Here is a 17309-nt window from a genome sequence, read left to right as displayed (position 1 = left end):
ATGTCCGCAACCCGAGTTGTGCTGGACCTCGCAACGGCAAGCCCGGACACCGAGTTCAGCACCGCTGTGCTGACCCGGGCCGGCGAGATTGTCGGCGTCAGCGCATCGAGCATTCGCGTGGCAGCGGGCCGTCTGTGCCGCGAGGACAAACTGCGTCGCACCGCCCGGGGAACGTACGTCCTCAACCCGGACGGCATCCCCACCTACAGCGAGGTCGAGGGGTGGCGAACTCGCACCGATCGCATACGCCCCTGGGACGGCACCTGGATCGCCGTCGAGCACTCAGGGCTCAAACGAAGCGACCGCACCGCCGCCCGCCGGCACGATCAAGCGTTGCGCCTGGCGGGCTACGAGGACTGGAAGCCCACACTCGCCGTCCGTCCGAACAATCTAGGCGGCGGAATCGACAGCGCTCGCCGCACTCTCCGCCGACTCGGCGCCGCTCCCGAATCGTCGCTGATGGAGGTTGATCACCTTACCCCCGAGGATGATTCGACTATCCGTACGCTCTGGAACTCGGAGGCGCTGTTGGCCGACATCGCCGAGGCTCGCGAAGCACTCACACAGGCGCAAACCCGCCTGGCGGCAATCAGCCGCGAGGAAGCCGCCCGCGAATCACTTGCCCTGGGCAGCGCGATCATCGCGGTCATCGTCCGCAATCCACTACTTCCGGAAGAGCTCGAACCAACGCAGCCACTGCGAGAGTTGATCTCGCACATGCTCGAGTACCAGGATGCATCTCGTGAACTGTGGCAGTCACTGCTCCAATTCTGATCGGCTTCCTCCAGAAGGTATTTCAATACGTTGCGCGGCCACCGCTGGCGTCGTACACGGCACCGGTCGAGTAACTCACCGCAGACGACGACAGCCAGGAGATCAGTTCGGCGATCTCGTCCGCCTTCCCCATCCGCGCCATCGGCGTCAAAGATTGCGAACGGGCGAGAATGGCAGGATCGGTGCCGGCATTCATGGGGCTTTCCACCGCCGCCGGCGCAATCGCGTTGACCAGCACTCCGGTGGTGGCGACCTCTTTGCCGAGTGATTTCGTCAGCGCGACAACGGCCGCTTTGGACGCCGAATACGCACTCTGATTCGGGTTTCCGTCCTTGGCAGCAATACTCGCGAGATTGACGACCCGTCCCCACCCCGACGCAACCATCCCCGGTACGAATGCCCGGCACATGAGGAATGTTCCCTCGACGTTGATGCGGAACGTACGCTGCCAGGCCGCAAGATCAACCTCGACCAGCGGCGCTGACGGCCCGACAATTCCCGCACTGTTGATCAAGATGTCGACACTGCCGACTCGGGCACGAAGCGCGTCGACGGCGACCGGGTCACTCACGTCGAGTTGTTCGTGCGCTCCCTCGGCAAGATCTGCCGTGATCACCCGAACTCCCCTCTCCGTCAGCAACTTTGCGCTGGCGGCGCCGATTCCGCTCGCACCGCCGGTGATGAGCGCGGTGACACCTTCCGGATAACTCTGCATCCTCTTCACTCCTGAGTTTCTGTGCGTTACGCACTCAATTTATGTTGCAAATAGGCATAATTGCCGTCACACTGTGTAGAAATTCTGAATATATGGCGTTTGTCGTCGACGTCAAATACCTGGAGGCGTTGTCGATGGAAACCCGCTGGTTGCACGCGTTCGTCGCGGTTGCGGAAGAACTTCACTTCGGACGGGCCGCGTCACGGCTCCAGATGGCGCAGTCGCCGCTGAGCCAAATGATCCGAAAGCTCGAAAAGGACATCGGCGTCAAGTTGTTCGAACGGAGCACCCGCAGCGTCGCACTCACGTCCGGCGGACATGCCTTTCTCCCCCACGCCTATCGCGTCATCGAGAACATGGAGACCGCACGGCACGCTACGCGGGCGTCGTCGGGAGGCGTCTACGGACGAGTCACGATCGGATTCACCGGAGTGCTCAATTATCAAGCACTTCCGCCACTCACCCGCGCGTTGCGTCAGCGCTATCCCGAAGTCGAACTGACACTCCTCGGCCGGATCATGACGCGCGACGCGGTCATTCAACTCGAGAGCGGCGCCCTCGATCTCGCCTTCGTCGGGCTACCGGTGGAATCCGCATCGCTCTCTACCCGACTCATTCGACGGGAGGCGTTCGGCGCCGTGCTTCCGATCGACCATCCCCTTGCCGAGAGGGACGCGATCGATCTCCGCGAATTGGCCGGCGACGGATTCGTGACCACCCCGCTCTCGGCCGGCTCGGCACTGCAGGAGACCGCGATGCGGGCTTGCATGAACGCCGACTTCAGACCTCGCGTAGTCCAGGAGATCACCGATCCGTACATGATCCTGATGCTTGTTGCTGCCGGCGTCGGCGTAGCCCTGATGACATCGGGCATGGCTGCGATCACGCCCCCTGGCAGTGTGTTCGTCCCGCTCACCGGCGACCCGACGTACATGAATCACGGAATTGCCTGGTCACCACGGCACATGACCGATGCGCTCGCCGTCGCACTGGAGACGTCGGAGGAGATTCTGCCTACCCCGGACATTGAGACCAATAACGTCATTATCTGAGACTCATTTAGTGTTGGACGCGCCATAGTCCTTCGTGGCACTGTCGTCTCAGCCGCCGAAAGGTGAGGGACGTCACCGATGCGTGGTGCATCTCCACACGTGCCACCACGGCCGGCCCATCGGGACGAAAGGACTTCACATGGCACCTCCGATTACCTCCACCGGTTCCACGAACTCGACCGAGGAACATCCGAATGCGAACGCGCGCCGCGCCGCCGTTTCGGGCTTCCTCGGCAGCACCCTCGAGTACTACGACTTCTTCATCTACGGCTCCGCGGCCGCGCTGGTGTTCCCCAAGATCTTCTTCCCCGGCGGCGGATCAACCGCAACCCTGCTCTCGATCAGCACCCTGGGTGTTGCCTACGTCGCCCGCCCGCTCGGCGCGGTGCTGTGGGGTCACCTCGGCGATCGCTACGGACGTAAGAACGCACTTCTCGCGTGTCTTCTCCTCATGGGAGTCGCGACCGTCATCGTCGGTTGCCTGCCGACCTACGACCAGATCGGCATAGCCGCACCGATCATCCTCGTCTTGCTCCGCCTGCTTCAAGGGCTCTCCGCCGGCGGTGAATCCCCCGGCTCGTCGGCGCTGACACTCGAACACGCACCTGATCACCGTCGCTCGTTCTTCACCTCGTTCACCATGAGCGGGATCATGTTCGGCATCGTCATCTCCAGCCTGGTATTCATCCCGGTGGCAAGCCTGCCCGACGAAGACCTCTACTCGTGGGGTTGGCGAGTTCCGTTCTGGCTCAGCATCATCGTGACCGTGGTCGCGCTCTGGTTGCGTCGTGCCCTCGACGAGCCCGAAGTGTTCGAAGAACTCAAAGAGCAGGACGAGACAGCGGGAATCCCCGTCGTCGAGATGTTCCGCTCGCACTGGCGCACCGTGATCCGCATCAGCATGAGCTCGACCTTCGCGATGATCAACACCATCGTCAACGTCTTCGCGCTGGCGTACGCCGTCGAATCCGGATTCGAACGCTCCACGATGCTGTGGGCCATCGCGACCGCCAATTTTGTTGCCGTACTGACGCAGCCACTGTTCGGCATTCTCTCCGATCGCTACGGGCGCAAGCCGATCTTCGTCATCGGTGCGATCGGAGCGGGGCTGATGATCTTCGTGTTCTTCCATTCCATCGGAACCCAGAGCGTTCCCATGGTTTTCGCTTCGGGAATCGTCATGATCGGCATCTTCTACGCGATGCCCAACGGTACCTACCCGGCGTACTTCCCGGAGCAGTTTCCCGCGAAGGTCCGATACACCGGTATGGCTGTGAGCCTCATGCTCGGTCTACTCGTCGCCGGCTTCACACCGGCTATCGCCCAAGCGATTTCGGCCGGAGACAAGAGCAACTGGACGCCGGTTGCCTGGATGTGCCTCGGCTTTGCAGTCGTGTCAGCCATCGCTGCCATGACCGGGCCGGAGACGTACCGGACGCCCACAGCTGAACTGGGCCAACCGAAGCCGAAACTGCCGACCAAGCAGGACTCAGAGCTCACCAGCAACAACGCTTGACCGGACCGGCCCCTCGCGTTGATTTTCCGCGAGGGGCCGTCCCCACTTATGCAGGAGAATGTCATGACTACCGAATTCACACGTCACCGAATCGGCCTTGTCGGAGCGGGGATCTCGACCTCCCTCTCGCCGGCGCTGCATTCGCACGAAGCATCAGCACTCGCACTCGTCGATTACAGCTACGAACTGATCGATCTCGAGAACCTGACGGTCTCGGTCGAGAAGACCGGCGAGGTGGTGCGGAGCGCCGTCGCAGGTGGTTTCACCGGGTTGAACATCACCCATCCGTGCAAGCAGGTTGTCGTGGACGCGCTCGACGAACTGTCCGACAATGCCCGATTGCTCGGTGCCGTCAACACGGTTGTCGTCGACAACGGCCGTCTGATCGGCCACAACACCGATCACAGTGGATTCCTCACCGCACTGCAACGCGGTTTACCTGACGCCACCTTGGATCGAGTTGTCCTCGCCGGAGCCGGTGGCGCGGGTTCCGCGGTGGCGTACGCACTCGCTGCGGCCGGTACGACGGACCTCCGCATCGCCGACGTCGATCCCGAACGTGCTGCCGATGTGTGCTCGCGCGTGTCCTCGGCCTTCCCTGCAACGTGCACAACGGCTTTGACGATCGATCAGATCGGCGACAATCTGGCTACGTGCGACGGAGTCGTCAATGCGTCGCCGATCGGCATGGTCGGTCATCCCGGAACCCCCTTCGACCCCGCGGCGCTGCACTCCGAGTTATGGGTCGCGGACATCGTTTATCGGCCGATGCGGACCGAATTACTCGACGCTGCACTCACTCTCGGATGCTCGGTTCTCGACGGTGGTCAGATGCTGGTGGCACAAGCCTCGGACACCTTCACTCTCCTGACCGGTGTCGAAGCCGATACGGACCGCATGCGCAGTCATCTGCGCGATCTGCTCTCCGAGGCGGCACACGCATGAGCACAACCGAGCACCTACTTTCTCGCGAAGTACCAGGAGCGCTGATAAACGTGACTGCGCCGTTCGCCGCACCTCTCGACATGGGCACCGTCCGCCTTCGAAACCGATTCGTGTCGGCTCCGATGGAGCGCAATTACTGCGAGGTCGACGGAACCATGACGGACGAGTACATCGCGTACCTCGCCCGCCGCGCTGAAGGTGGTGCGGCACTGATCTTCACCGAGGCGAGCTACGTGCGCGCCGACGGCAAGGGGCGCATCCGGCAGATGGGCGTCGACGTCGACGAGCGGATTCCGGGCATCAAGAAGATGGTCGACGCTATTCACGCGCATGGAGCGCTCGTCGGAGTCGAACTCAACCACGGTGGTCGCACGGCTCAAGGTTCGGTCAGCGGTTTCGTTCCCGTTGCCCCGACTCCGATTCCGTGCTTGGTGGTCGGCGGCGAGATGCCCGAACAACTCGACGGTGACGACATCGAGCACATCATCGAATGTTTCGGTGAGGCTGCTGCACGATGCCAGAAGGCCGGCGTCGACGTCATCTCCCTGCACGGCGGGCATGGGTATCTGATCCACCAGTTCCTCTCCCCCGCTTACAACCATCGTGACGACGAGTGGGCGGACCCGACTCTCTTTGTCAACAGGGTCATCGCGGCGGTACACGAGCATGCTCCGGGAATCACTCTGGGACTTAGATTCTCAGCCTTCGAGGGAATCGACGGCGGGCTCGACGCCGAGACGACCCGTGCCCGCATCGACGCCATCGACACCGACCGACTCGATTTCCTCGACGTCTCGGCGGGCAACTACGAAGCGGGACAGTGGATCATCCAGCCCGGCGAGTGGTCGCGTGGCCTCCTCGCGCCGTACTCCGAGCAGTACCAGCGCGACTTCGACATCCCGGTGGGCGTAGCCGGCCGCATTACATCGCCCGAAATCGCTGCGCAGATCATCGAATCCGGGCAGGCGAACTTCGTCAGCATGGCACGGACTCTGCACGCTGATCCCGACTTCCCCAAGCGCGCGATCGACGGCGGCCGCTACCGCCCGTGTATCGCATGCAACTACTGCATCGACAGCCTGGCGGCCGGCCCGATCCCATGCTCGGTGAACCCCTGGGTCGGACGTGAATTGGACCAGCCCACGACGCCTGCTGATGTCACCGTGCGAGTCGCCGTCATCGGAGCCGGCCCCTCCGGAATGGCTGCTGCCCGCGACCTCGCACTCGCCGGCCACCGCGTCGACCTGTACGACGAACGCCCCAGTCTCGGTGGCGACTTCGCCTTGGCGTCAAAGTTGCACGAGTATCCCGAATACGGGCGGATCGTGGAGTGGTATCTCGCCGAGCTGGCTGATCTCGGAGTGCAGTGCCACACGTCGACCAGGGCAGATGCCGCTTCACTCGCCGGCCGTGACTTCGACGCGATAGTCCTGGCCGCCGGCGGCGTAGGCCCCACGGTCGATCTCCCCCGAGCAGCAACGCGCACCGTTCGTGACATCCGCGAATTCCTAGTCCTCGAAGATCCTGCCCCCGATGCGATCACGATCTTCGGTGCTGATCGCGAGGCTGCGGCCGTCGCCGACGATCTCCTCCAGAAGGGCACTCAGGTCGTGATGATCGGTCCCCAGGAAACCATCGCCCACGACGTCGGACGACGCGGCAAGATCGTGCTGCTACCGCGCCTGGCCGCAAGTGAGAACCTCACGACCTACCTGAGCTCGATCATCACCAAGGTCGACACCGACTCGGTCACGATCTCGACGGCCGGTGTGCTGAGCGAGGTCGACGCTCCCGGCGAACTGCTGATCTCACAGGGCGTCGAGCCACGCTCGGAGCTTCTGACCGAACTACGTTCACTGGCACCGCGCCTCGGTGTCCATACCGTCGGCGATGCGAGCGGAGACGGCGGGTCCATTCACGCTGCACTCGTCACCGCCGCCGATGTCGCCGTCACGATCACGGCCGCCGCTGCGGCCCGTCAGGAGATTCACGCATGACTACGCAGGCAGCCGCACCGGTCGCAACTGCATTGCCGCCCATCGGACTCGGAACCTGGCCCCTCGTCGGCGCGGACGCCACGACGTCCGTTCTCTCCGGCATCGAGGCTGGATACCGCCTCATCGACACCGCCGCGATCTACGCCAACGAGGATGCTGTCGGTGTGGCGCTGGCAGAATCTGGTGTACCGCGAGAAGAACTGTTTGTCACCACCAAACTTCGTGGCAACGACCAGGTTTCCGGCGACATCCGGGGCGCCCTCGAGCAGAGCCTGGAACGACTAGGGCTCGACCGGCTGGATCTTTTCCTGATCCACTGGCCGCTCCCGCGAATCGATCGCTATGTTGCGTCGTTCGAGGCGATGCTGGCCTGCCGCGATGCCGGACTGGTCAGGTACGTCGGTGTGTCGAACTTCCTGGAGCACCACTTGCACAGACTCGTCACCGAAACCGGTGAGGCACCGGCAGTCAACCAGATTCAGATGGACCCGTCGCTCGCTCGCATTCCGGTGCGCCGGGCAAACGACGAGCTCGGCGTTTTCACCCAGTCGTGGAGCCCCCTCGGTCGGGGTGACGTGCTCGACAACGCCGTCGTCGGGGAGATTGCCGGTCGAATCGGTTGCACCCCAGCGCAGGTGGTTCTCGCGTGGCACTCCTCGCAGGGCGTGGTCCCGGTCGCGAGGTCAGCTAACCCGACCCGCCAGGCCGAGAATCTGGCGGCTCTCGACGTGACACTTACCGCCGAAGACGTCACCGCACTGAACAGTCTCGACCGCGGCGAGTCCGCGGCGCGGGACGTCGAAGCAGAGGAGCATTTCTGATGACGTTGAAAGTCGGAATCGTCGGCTGCGGCAAGATCGCCGGCAACCATGCCCGTGCTCTGCAACAAGTACCCGGCGTCGAGGTGATCGGCTGCTGCGATCCCGATATTGGGCGCGCTCAGGAGTTCGCGGCACTCCACGGCATTCCCGCAGCCGTCAGTTCCGTTGACGAACTACTTGCTCTCGGTCTCGATGCCTGCACCGTCTGCACGCCTCACCCGGTGCACGAAGAGGTCGTCGTTGCCGCGGCCGAGGCCGGTGTACATGTGTTGTGCGAGAAGCCCATCGCGGTGGATGTTGCCGCAGCCGACCGCATGATCGAGGCCGCCGACCGAGCCGGTATCACCTTCGGCGTCCTCTTCCAACGACGCTTCTGGCCGGCAGCGCGTCGTATCCGGGACGCGATCGACGACGGCCGGATCGGGCTTCCCACGCTCGGTGAGGCGTCGGTGATCCTGCATCGTCCATCGAGTTACTACTCGGCCGACGCGTGGCGCGGACGCTGGGACACCGACGGGGGCGGCGTGCTCATGACGCAGGCCGTGCACCAGATCGACATGCTGGCCTGGTTCATGGGCGAGGCCGTCTCGGTCAGTGGCTTCATCCGCACCCATACTCACGGTGAGCACATCGAGACCGAGGACAGCGCGTCGGCGGTGATTTCCTTTGCCTCGGGCGGCACCGCCACCGTCACCGCGACCACGGGTGCCAATCACAATTTGGGCAACCGCGTCACGGTGATCGGGCGCTCCGGAGCAATTGCCAGTGTCCTCGAGTTCCCCGAAGGGCACGAGGGTGTCAACGAAATCTGGACCGTAACAGGCGAAGTGGAATTCCAGTCGCCGTACTCCGCGGACGCCGACGCGAATCTTGATGTGGGCGCGGTCAATGCGGCACTGACCGACTTCCATACATTGCAGGTGCAGGACTTCGCCGACGCCGTCCTGACCGGGCGCGAACCCGCCGTCACCGGACGCGACGCCCGCGCGTCGCTGGCCATCATCGCCGCAATCTACGAATCGTCACGAACCGGGAAGGTTGTCGAACTGTCGTCGACGCCGACCCTCGCAACAACTGCCAAGGAGCAGAAATGAGCAGCAGTACCCCCCTCACCTACGACGTGGTTGTCGTGGGCTCCGGCGCAGGTGGGCTTTCCACAGCGATTGCCGCAGCAAATGGCGGCGCGTCCGTCCTCGTGGTCGACAAGGCCGACACCTGCGGCGGCGCAACGGCATGGTCGGGTGGGTGGATGTGGACTCCGCGCAACATGTTTGCCATCGCAGATGGTGTTGTCGAGGATCGCTCGGCACCGCGGACATATTTGGAGAACCGACTCGGCGACAACTTCGACGCCGCGAAGGTGGATGCACTCCTCGACGGCGCACCGGAGATGGTCGAGTTCTTCGAACGCAAGACCGCGCTGAAGTTCGTTCCCGGAGCCAAGATCGCCGACATTCACGGTGACACACCGGGTGCCGGCACCGGTCACCGGTCCGTCGGACCGAAACCGGTGAGTCTGCGAAAGCTCGGGCCAGATGTTGCGGCCTTGCTCCGTCGGCAGTTGTACGAGACGTCGTTCCTCGGAATGGGCATCATGGCCGGCCCCGATCTGCAGGCGTTCCTCCACTCGACGCGGTCACCGAAAGCCTTTGCGCACTGCGGTGTTCGAGTCACCAAGCACATGTTCGACCTCGCCACCAAGCGTCGCGGTCAGCAACTCGTCAACGGTACTGCCCTGGTCGGCATGATGCTGCGTTCAGCGCTCGATCTGGGCGTCGAGTTTCGGGTCAAGACGTCCGCGACCGCATTGCAGACCGATGACGACGGCCGCGTTGTCGGCGTCCGTCTCGAAGGTCCGGACGGTGCGTACTCGGTAACAGCCACGCGTGGCGTTGTACTCGCCACCGGCGGCTTTGCACACGACATCGATCGACGACGCGAATTGTTCCCGCGCACCCCAACCGGACACGAACACTGGTCGCTCACCCCGAAGACAACCACCGGCGACGGCATCACCCTCGGCGAATCCGTGGGCGGACGACTCGACCGCACGCTCGCCTCCCCCGTTGCCTACTGCCCCGTCTCCATCGTTCGTTACCGCAACGGCAAGGAAGGTGTGTTCCCCCACATCCTCGACCGCGGAAAGCCCGGCGTCATCGGGGTTCTCGCGAACGGCAGGCGGTTTGTCAACGAAGCACTCGGCTACCACGACTACACGCTTGCGATGGTCGAGCAGGTTCCTGAGGGCGATGAGGTGTGCTCGTGGCTGATCGCCGATCAGCAGTACGTGCGCTACCTCCCGCTCGGCATGGCCAAGCCACTACCGATCCCGATCCAGCCGTATCTGCGCTCGGGATACCTCACGCGGGGGCGCACTGTTCGGGACTTGGCCGAGAAGATCGGCGTCGATGCGGCGCAGTTGGAGAAGACCGTCTCGGCGTTCAACACCGGAGCTCGCAGTGGCGACGACCCCGAGTTCGGTCGCGGCGCAACACCGTTCAACCGGGGATCCGGTGATACCGCCAATCCCTGGCCGAACCCGTCACTCGCGCCGTTGCAGAAGGGTCCGTACTACGCGGTGAAGGTGGTACCCGGCAGCTTCGGCACCTTCGCCGGGCTTGTCACCGACTCGTCGTCGCATGTCCTCGACGACAACGACCGCCCCATCGAGGGATTGTTAGCTGTGGGTGTCGATCAGGCCAGCGTGATGGGTGGGCATTACCCCTCCGGCGGTATCAACCTCGGTCCGGCCATGACCTTCGGTTACCTGGCAGGCCGGGAACTGGCCGGCACCAAAACAGTTGGAGCGCACGCATGACACTCTCACTCGGGCTGGCGGCCCTCACCGTGCTCGATACCGCACCGATGCAGCATGTCGACTTGGCCGAAAAGCACGGCTTCGACACGATCGGTATCCGGTTGATGCCCGCGGCACCGGGTACGACGGCGTACCCCCTGCACGAGGACAAGCAGGGGTTGAACGAACTGGTGCGTCGACTGGATGATTCACCGGTCGAGGTATTCGATCTCGAAATCATCCGTCTTGCAGCCGACTTCGATCCCGCCGACTACGTTCCGCTCCTCGAAGCGGGAGCGCAGCTCAGCGCCAAGGCCGTTCTGGTCGGTGGCGACGACCGTGACCGTGCTCGTCTCACGGACTCCTACGCCCGCCTCGCGGAACTGTGCGCGAACTACGGCATCGTCGCCTCACTCGAGTTCATGCCGTGGACCGCTGTGCCCGATGCGCGGGCGGCCATCGAGATCGTCTCGGCGGCAGACGGTCCGGCTCGTAGTGTCCTGGTTGACGCATTGCACACCGACCGCTCGGCGACAACGCTCGAGGATCTTGCGTCCATCCCTCGCGAGTGGCTGCACTACGCCCAGATGTGCGACGGTTCGACCCCCGCTCCCACTGGGGACGCAGAGCTGATCCGTCAGGCCCGCGAGGAGCGTCTGGTGCCCGGCACCGGCGGCATCGCCCTGGCCGACATCTGGTCGACGTTGCCCGCCGGGCTGCCGGTCAGCATCGAATTGCCCAACGAGCCGCTGCGCCGCGCTGTCGGCACGGACGCTTGGCTGGAACGCCTGGTCACGGCCACGCGAGAAGTGTTGGCCTAGCGGCCCTGTGCGCGTTTAGCAAGTCCAGGCACTCCCTAAACGCGCACGGGGGCGTCAGCCCCTCCGAGCCGCAACAGCCTGCGCCAAACGATCCAACTGCGCTGCCGTGGTGGACCAGTCGATGCACGCGTCGGTGATCGACTGACCGTAGGTGAGCTCGTCCGCCTTGCCCAAGGTCAGGTCCTGACGTCCGGCCTCGATGAAGCTCTCCAACATGACGCCGGCGATTCCCCGCTCACCCTCGGTCAGACGACGGGCAATGTCGTCCAGGACGATGACCTGACGCTCGTGGTCCTTGCTGCTGTTGCCGTGGCTCGCGTCGATGACCACGCGCTCGGGCAAGTTCGACTTACGCAGACGAGCAAGGGTGTCCGCGACTGTCTCGGCATCGTAGTTCGGTCCGTCGCTGCCGCCGCGAAGAATGACATGGCAGTCGGGGTTGCCGGCAGTGCGAATCAAGGCAGCCTGACCGTCGAGGTCGGTTCCGGGGAACACATGGCTCGCGGCGGCAGCGCGGGTACCGTCGACGGCTACCTGCACGTCACCTTCGGTGGAGTTCTTGATACCGACGGGCATGGACAGTGCGCTGCACAGCTGGCGATGCACCTGGCTCGCAGCGGTCCGGGCACCGATCGCACCGTAGCTGACCAGGTCCGCAATGTACTGAGGCATGATCGGGTCGAGGAATTCACAACCGACAGGCAGACCCAGACTCGACACGTCGAGAAGCAGTTTGCGACCGATACCGAGCCCGGTGTTGATGTCGAAAGTTCCATCGAGGTGCGGATCGTTGAGCAGTCCCTTCCACCCGAGCGTGGTGCGCGGCTTCTCGAAGTAAACGCGCATGACGATGTGCAGATCGTCCCGCAACTCCTCGGCCTTGGCGGCCAACCGGCGGGCGTAGTCCATCGCGGCTTCCGGATCGTGCACAGAGCACGGACCTACAACGACGATCAAACGATCGTCGTCACCGTTGAGGATGTTGATGGTGTCAGCACGACCGGTGCGCACGGTTGCGGCCGCGACCTCGTCCGGAGCGTGCTGAGCACGAACAGTCGCCGGTGACACGAGCGGACTGATACTCACAGTGCGCTGATCGTCGAGGCTGTCCGAAGATGCGGTGGTGTCGATGGTGACAGTCATGGGGTTTTCGGTTTCCTGTTCTCAGGCCGACCCCAGAGATGAAGAGAAACTCCAGCGAGCCGGTCTGTAGTCCGGCTCTTGGGTGGAGGTTGTCAGCGCGTGGTTACGCCGGCAGGCCCACCCGGGGCCGGCCTGCTAAACCAGAAATAAACGCGCTGCATGTCGGCCACGATACCTCGAGTTCGAATGGGATGGGCGTGCCCCTCCACTCCGAGCCGAGTCCGAGGGGAGCGTCCCCCAGCACGAGTCCGTTGAAGAATGGCCAAATCCGCTGAGCGGTTGGCGCTTTCGAGCAAGGCTCCGACATCGAAGTTCGAATACGTTGAGTGGGCACCCTGCCAATGTCCGGAACATCAGATGGAGCTGCGCCTTCTCATGCCTGTGATCGAATCGACCGAAACCGTCCACCCGAGGGTTTCCCCTTCCGCGTCCGAAACCGCCTGGCAGTCGACGAAAGATGTGGACCGCGAATTCACCCGTCTGATCGATTCCTTGACACGACGTGGCTTCCTGACCGGTGCGACGGCGCTCGGTGCACTGGGCGCACTGTCTGCGTGTTCGAGCGAATCCAACGGCACCGAAGCCTCGGACGAGTGGGTCGACGTCGTCGTCGCGGACCAGGCCTACCGCCTCCCTCGGAACCCCAAGCGTGTCGTGGTGCTCGAAGCCCGAGGAGCCCTCGATTTCGCACTACTGGCCGAGTACCCGATCGTCGCGACCAATTGGGATCCGAAGTCTCAACTCATGCAGCAGGTACCCGCCGGCGCAGCTCGCCTCGGTGGGACGAACAACGAACCGAATGCCGAATCGATACTGAGCCACGACCCCGATCTGTTGGTCGTCGGAAAAGGCTGGTGGGATTACTACCAGGACAAGGGTCTGCTCGGCACTGACATCGCACCGGTGCTCGTCGTCGACGAAGGCAAGACGGGCTCGTCCTGGAAGCACGCCATGACCGCGCAACTCACGGCTCTCGATCGCCGCGAGGTCGCTGAGCGCGTCATCGCCCGATACAACGCTGAACTTGCACAAGCGCGGGCCAAGATCGGTGGTCTCCTCGAAGGAAAAACGATCGCGATCGCCGGCGCAGACAGCGGTCAGATCTGGCTGCAAAACAACACGTTCGCGGTGTCGGTTGCGCAGGACCTCGGCTTGAACGTCTTGACCGACGCTGCCCATGCCGCGCCCGATCGGAAGGATTCGACCTTCTACAGCCTCGAGGAGCTCGCCATCTTCGACCAGGCCGACTTCGTGTTGCTACAGAACCCAGACGCTGTCGAAGCCGAATCGCCCACGTGGAAACGGGTACGGGCTGTCCAAAACGACAATGTCGGGCAGTTGCGCTACGACCTCAACAACGGCCTCGCTCTGACTGCCATGGCCCTGGCCGCTGATATCGCCGAACAAGTACAAGTCATGCGCTGACATCTGTGCGGCATTCGTTCAGGACTCGAGTGACCCCGTCTCACCGGGTGGGGTCATTCACGCATCCAAACGGAATACACCTCGCACCTGGCGTACGCCGTTGATCTGTACCTCGACGGCATGGTCGCCTGCGTAGTACTTCCGGGTACTGATCGGTTTGAAGGAATGCTTCTTCGCGATGCGGGCCGGAACCCCGGGCTCCAGCGTTCGTGTCGTCAGTTTGAAGACCTTGGGCGTCGTCTGCCCGTTGGCCTTCACGTGGTGGACGATGTAATCGATCACGACGGTGACGGACTCGCTGCCGTTGTTCGTGACGGCGAAGTCGAAGGTGAGTTCTCCACCCGCATCGACTGTTTCGCGGTCGATGACGAAGCCCTCGACCACGACGTCGGTGGGCGGCGAGAACCCTAAAAGCGACAGAGCATCTGGGTCGCCGGCCTTGATCAACGTCCGCAATGCATGTTTGACGATTTTCAGTGTGTTGGAATCCGGTGTCTGTAACCAGCGCTTCGCGGTCGATACTGCGAGCGCTGCATCGGCACGACTGAGATCGTTGAGATGGTTTGCGACCGAACGGCGTACATATTCGGAATCATCCCGGTACAGCTCGTCGAGAATGGAGATTGTCGACTCGGGACGCGCCGTCAACTCTTTCACTCGCCTTCCCCAAGGCAAACGTGTACGAGTGCCTTCGGTCGCCAAACGCCGGACGTGTTCGTCTTCGTGCCCGGTCCAGGCGAGTGCAATCGCCAGAGAACGGTGAAGGTCCGTTTCAAGGAAGGTTCGAATCGCGAATTCACCAGTCAGACGCGAAGTCAGCTCAGCGAGGAGTGCCATTCCACCGTCGAAATCCGACTCGGAGCCGCTCCGTGTCGCCGTGACGGCAACTGCTTCGGTGACCGGCCAGATCATCCACCCCGTGAAGGTCTCCTCTTCGAGCGCACGACGGATGATCTCCGCGAAGACCGGAAAGTCCTCGGGCAGTTCGGCAATCATCGCGTCCCGTACGATACGTGTGCGCTCGCCGAGACTCATTCCGTCGAATTCGGATGAACTACCTCGAACGAGGGAAAGGCGCGTATCACCAGTCGCACGCTCGAGGCAGCCTGCCAGATCGGCCACGACGGATACCCCGAGAAGTTCGTCAGCTGTGGGCATCAGGGGCACACCGTGAGAGCGGAAACCCGATCACCGTCGAGAGTGAAATGGTGATGTAACTGGACCGGGCTTCCCGGAAAATCACCCTCGACCTTCACAGACACGACAACGGCCGAGCCAGGCGTGTGCACCGACTCGATCTTCTGGGTGAAGGTGAACGCAGTCGACACGGCGGACTTCCACGCCACGATTTCGTCGATGCCGAAATACGTCCGGCCATCGTCACGCACTACCGCGTCTTCGGTGAACACGTCGCGGACATCGCCGCCGTCGAAGTACGCGCGCGCTGCGCCTGGCACCTTCGCTGAGTCGATCATTCGCGAAGCGTACTGCTGGGGTCCGACAGGTTCGGCGACCTCACTGCGCGAGCGGAGGCCGCCAGCTGAATCTCCATCAACAGCCTCGCCGACGGCTCGGACAGATCGGTATCTGTTATCTCCTCGACCCTCTTGATCCGATACCGGAGTGTATTCGGGTGAATCCGGAGCTGCTCGGATGCGCGTCTGACGTCTCCCGAGAGCGCAAGATAGACGCTGACGCTTTCTCGCATGTTCGACCCGTTACGTCTGTCGTAGACGTCCAGGGCGTCGATTCTCGGATCATGCAGTTGCTCGTCGGCCGCGATCGTGTTCATGATTTCGCGCAGCAGCACCGGGGTACGCGAGTCCGCGAGAGTAGTCACACGAGCATCCCCCGACGTGCCGTCGAGTACCCGATCCACTTCGGCCCGAGCCTGAGCCACCTCGGCAAGCGTCGAGACCGGAGACGACACGGCGGCCCGTAAACCCGAGGGCGACACCTTGTCCAAACGCGCGATAACTTCGCGGGTCCACGAGACTGTGGATTTCACGGATTGGGTTCGGGGAAACAGCACATAGAGCCGGGTGCCGACGGCACTCACCAGTGATTCACGCTGAAAGGCGCTGGCGTGCAGGCGCAAAGACGACACGAGTTCACCCGAAGACGGCAGCCCACCGCCACCGACGCCCGCCACCCCGATCACCATCGCCGGTCCGGACATGGGAATGGACAACGAGGCCGCCAGGGAAGGAACGTCGACGCCCCCGCCTCGAACCCCGAGCAACCGCTGAATCTGTATCGCCTCGTTGTTCGGTGCGTCCCGAATACGCGAAATCAGCCGAGCAGCAACGGCAGCGGCGCCTCGGAGGACGCTGTCGGCGTCGCCGGCAATGGGAAGCGGGCCTTCCTGAACCCAGATAGTGCCGAGCAGGCCAGAATTGAAACCACTCTCCCCCTTGATGTTCTCGGAGATCCTGCGTATCGGAACCACCAACCGTCGCCTGATTGCGAGGTCTTCGTGGGCAGGCACCTCGACCACGTCGTCGCTGCGGCGCAGGCTCTCGAAGACACCCCACTCTTGCAGCTTTCGGAGGTATTCGTGAGGACCTTCGCGTCCGAGAATGGATCGTTTGCGTAGCTCGTCCGCAGCATCCCCCGATGCCGAGTAAGCCAAGACATGAGAACGCTCGTCCTCGATACTGACCATTCCCCGCGTGAGTGCTGCGACGTTCTGCGCCAACTCGAACAAGTCTGTGTCACTGCCGAATACGACGTCGTCCGAATCCTGTCGGGATACCGAATGATCGAGCACGCCGCTTACCGTGGTGAACAATCGATCCCAACGAGCGTCCGCATGGACCGCTATCAACGCGATCCCGGCGCGCTTTGCCGCTTCCTGCACCGACGTGTCCGAGGCCTCCTTCGACATGACGGCCCGAGGCGCTGAGCCACTCTGATCGAGGCGGTTCAACCAGGCCGCCAGTTCGGCTGCACCGACACCGACAGTGAGCCAGAGCTCAGAGGATTCGACGCCTGCAGTTCTGGGGCGCACGAGGTCCCCGACCTCCGCGAACACCACGGAATCGACGAAGAAGTCGTCGCCTGGCGGCGCGAGGACGAGCTCGACAAAGGCTCCACCCAGTGCTCCAAGGACCGCGTCGAGCCTGACCCCACGGATAGACACGTACCACCAACTTTCCGGACCGTTCCTACGCCTTGATTTCGAGAATAGTGCATTTTCCTGCGAAAACAGTTCAGCCGATCGGACAAACACGGCCGCAGATGTTTGGCCGCTCAGCGGATTACTCACCGAGATCTTTCGACTTGACTGGTGAACAACACGAC

15 protein-coding genes are annotated in these 17309 nt (G+C 63.0%); 10 read left to right on the top strand and 5 right to left on the bottom strand.

What is annotated here, in order from left to right:
* Positions 1-774 carry a hypothetical protein gene (locus ACFQ6Y_RS09820; protein ID WP_378543138.1) on the top strand — a complete coding sequence of 258 codons (774 nt, stop codon included), beginning with the start codon at positions 1-3 and terminating at the stop codon, positions 772-774.
* Positions 775-796: 22 nt separating this feature from the next.
* Here ACFQ6Y_RS09820 and ACFQ6Y_RS09815 read toward each other — a convergent pair whose 3' ends face one another.
* A complete protein-coding gene (locus ACFQ6Y_RS09815; protein WP_378446191.1) occupies positions 797-1489 on the bottom strand; it encodes an SDR family NAD(P)-dependent oxidoreductase in 693 nt (230 codons plus the stop codon).
* Between the two features lie 134 nt (positions 1490-1623).
* Here ACFQ6Y_RS09815 and ACFQ6Y_RS09810 point away from each other — a divergent pair, with 134 nt between their 5' ends.
* The 8 genes from ACFQ6Y_RS09810 (at position 1624) to ACFQ6Y_RS09775 (ending at position 11438) form a co-directional block, all read left to right on the top strand.
* Positions 1624-2541: a LysR substrate-binding domain-containing protein gene (locus tag ACFQ6Y_RS09810; protein WP_378543835.1), complete on the top strand. Its 918-nt coding sequence runs from the start codon at positions 1624-1626 to the stop codon at positions 2539-2541.
* A gap of 139 nt (positions 2542-2680) precedes the next feature.
* The gene (locus ACFQ6Y_RS09805) at positions 2681-4057 is read left to right on the top strand and encodes an MFS transporter (RefSeq protein ID WP_378543136.1); all 1377 of its coding nucleotides are present in this window, start codon (positions 2681-2683) and stop codon (positions 4055-4057) included.
* Positions 4058-4120: 63 nt separating this feature from the next.
* Entirely contained in the window at positions 4121-5002 is an 882-nt protein-coding gene (locus ACFQ6Y_RS09800; RefSeq protein WP_378543134.1) for a shikimate dehydrogenase, read from the top strand.
* The gene (locus ACFQ6Y_RS09795) at positions 4999-6999 is read left to right on the top strand and encodes an FAD-dependent oxidoreductase (protein WP_378631549.1); all 2001 of its coding nucleotides are present in this window, start codon (positions 4999-5001) and stop codon (positions 6997-6999) included. The genes ACFQ6Y_RS09800 and ACFQ6Y_RS09795 overlap by 4 nt, the downstream gene beginning before the upstream one ends.
* Positions 6996-7820: an aldo/keto reductase gene (locus ACFQ6Y_RS09790; protein ID WP_378543132.1), complete on the top strand. Its 825-nt coding sequence runs from the start codon at positions 6996-6998 to the stop codon at positions 7818-7820. The genes ACFQ6Y_RS09795 and ACFQ6Y_RS09790 overlap by 4 nt, the downstream gene beginning before the upstream one ends.
* Complete coding sequence (locus ACFQ6Y_RS09785) at positions 7820-8914, top strand: Gfo/Idh/MocA family protein (RefSeq protein WP_378543130.1); 1095 nt, start codon at positions 7820-7822, stop codon at positions 8912-8914. Before ACFQ6Y_RS09790 ends, ACFQ6Y_RS09785 begins: the two co-directional genes overlap by 1 nt.
* A complete protein-coding gene (locus tag ACFQ6Y_RS09780) occupies positions 8911-10638 on the top strand; it encodes an FAD-dependent oxidoreductase (protein ID WP_378543128.1) in 1728 nt (575 codons plus the stop codon). Before ACFQ6Y_RS09785 ends, ACFQ6Y_RS09780 begins: the two co-directional genes overlap by 4 nt.
* Positions 10635-11438 carry a sugar phosphate isomerase/epimerase family protein gene (locus ACFQ6Y_RS09775; protein ID WP_378631546.1) on the top strand — a complete coding sequence of 268 codons (804 nt, stop codon included), beginning with the start codon at positions 10635-10637 and terminating at the stop codon, positions 11436-11438. Before ACFQ6Y_RS09780 ends, ACFQ6Y_RS09775 begins: the two co-directional genes overlap by 4 nt.
* A gap of 54 nt (positions 11439-11492) precedes the next feature.
* Here the strand turns inward: ACFQ6Y_RS09775 and ACFQ6Y_RS09770 are convergent, their stop codons facing one another.
* The gene (locus ACFQ6Y_RS09770) at positions 11493-12581 is read right to left on the bottom strand and encodes a 3-deoxy-7-phosphoheptulonate synthase (protein WP_378631544.1); all 1089 of its coding nucleotides are present in this window, start codon (positions 12579-12581) and stop codon (positions 11493-11495) included.
* Between the two features lie 375 nt (positions 12582-12956).
* Here ACFQ6Y_RS09770 and ACFQ6Y_RS09765 point away from each other — a divergent pair, with 375 nt between their 5' ends.
* Entirely contained in the window at positions 12957-14006 is a 1050-nt protein-coding gene (locus ACFQ6Y_RS09765; RefSeq protein ID WP_378631541.1) for an ABC transporter substrate-binding protein, read from the top strand.
* Between the two features lie 57 nt (positions 14007-14063).
* Here ACFQ6Y_RS09765 and ACFQ6Y_RS09760 read toward each other — a convergent pair whose 3' ends face one another.
* Genes ACFQ6Y_RS09760 through ACFQ6Y_RS09750 form a run of 3 tightly spaced genes read right to left on the bottom strand, consistent with a single transcriptional unit; the run spans position 14064 to position 17148 of the window.
* Positions 14064-15164, bottom strand: coding sequence for a DNA alkylation repair protein (locus tag ACFQ6Y_RS09760; RefSeq protein WP_378631538.1), 1101 nt, complete (start codon positions 15162-15164; stop codon positions 14064-14066).
* Positions 15164-15481 carry a nuclear transport factor 2 family protein gene (locus tag ACFQ6Y_RS09755; protein WP_378631536.1) on the bottom strand — a complete coding sequence of 106 codons (318 nt, stop codon included), beginning with the start codon at positions 15479-15481 and terminating at the stop codon, positions 15164-15166. The genes ACFQ6Y_RS09760 and ACFQ6Y_RS09755 overlap by 1 nt, the downstream gene beginning before the upstream one ends.
* Entirely contained in the window at positions 15478-17148 is a 1671-nt protein-coding gene (locus ACFQ6Y_RS09750) for a PucR family transcriptional regulator (protein ID WP_378631533.1), read from the bottom strand. Before ACFQ6Y_RS09750 ends, ACFQ6Y_RS09755 begins: the two co-directional genes overlap by 4 nt.
* Between the last annotated feature and the right edge of the window lie 161 nt (positions 17149-17309).

This window comes from Rhodococcus sp. NPDC056516, from assembly GCF_042794655.1.
Classification (GTDB): Bacteria; Actinomycetota; Actinomycetes; order Mycobacteriales; family Mycobacteriaceae; genus Rhodococcus_F.
This window is presented reverse-complemented; position numbering and strand designations above follow the sequence as displayed.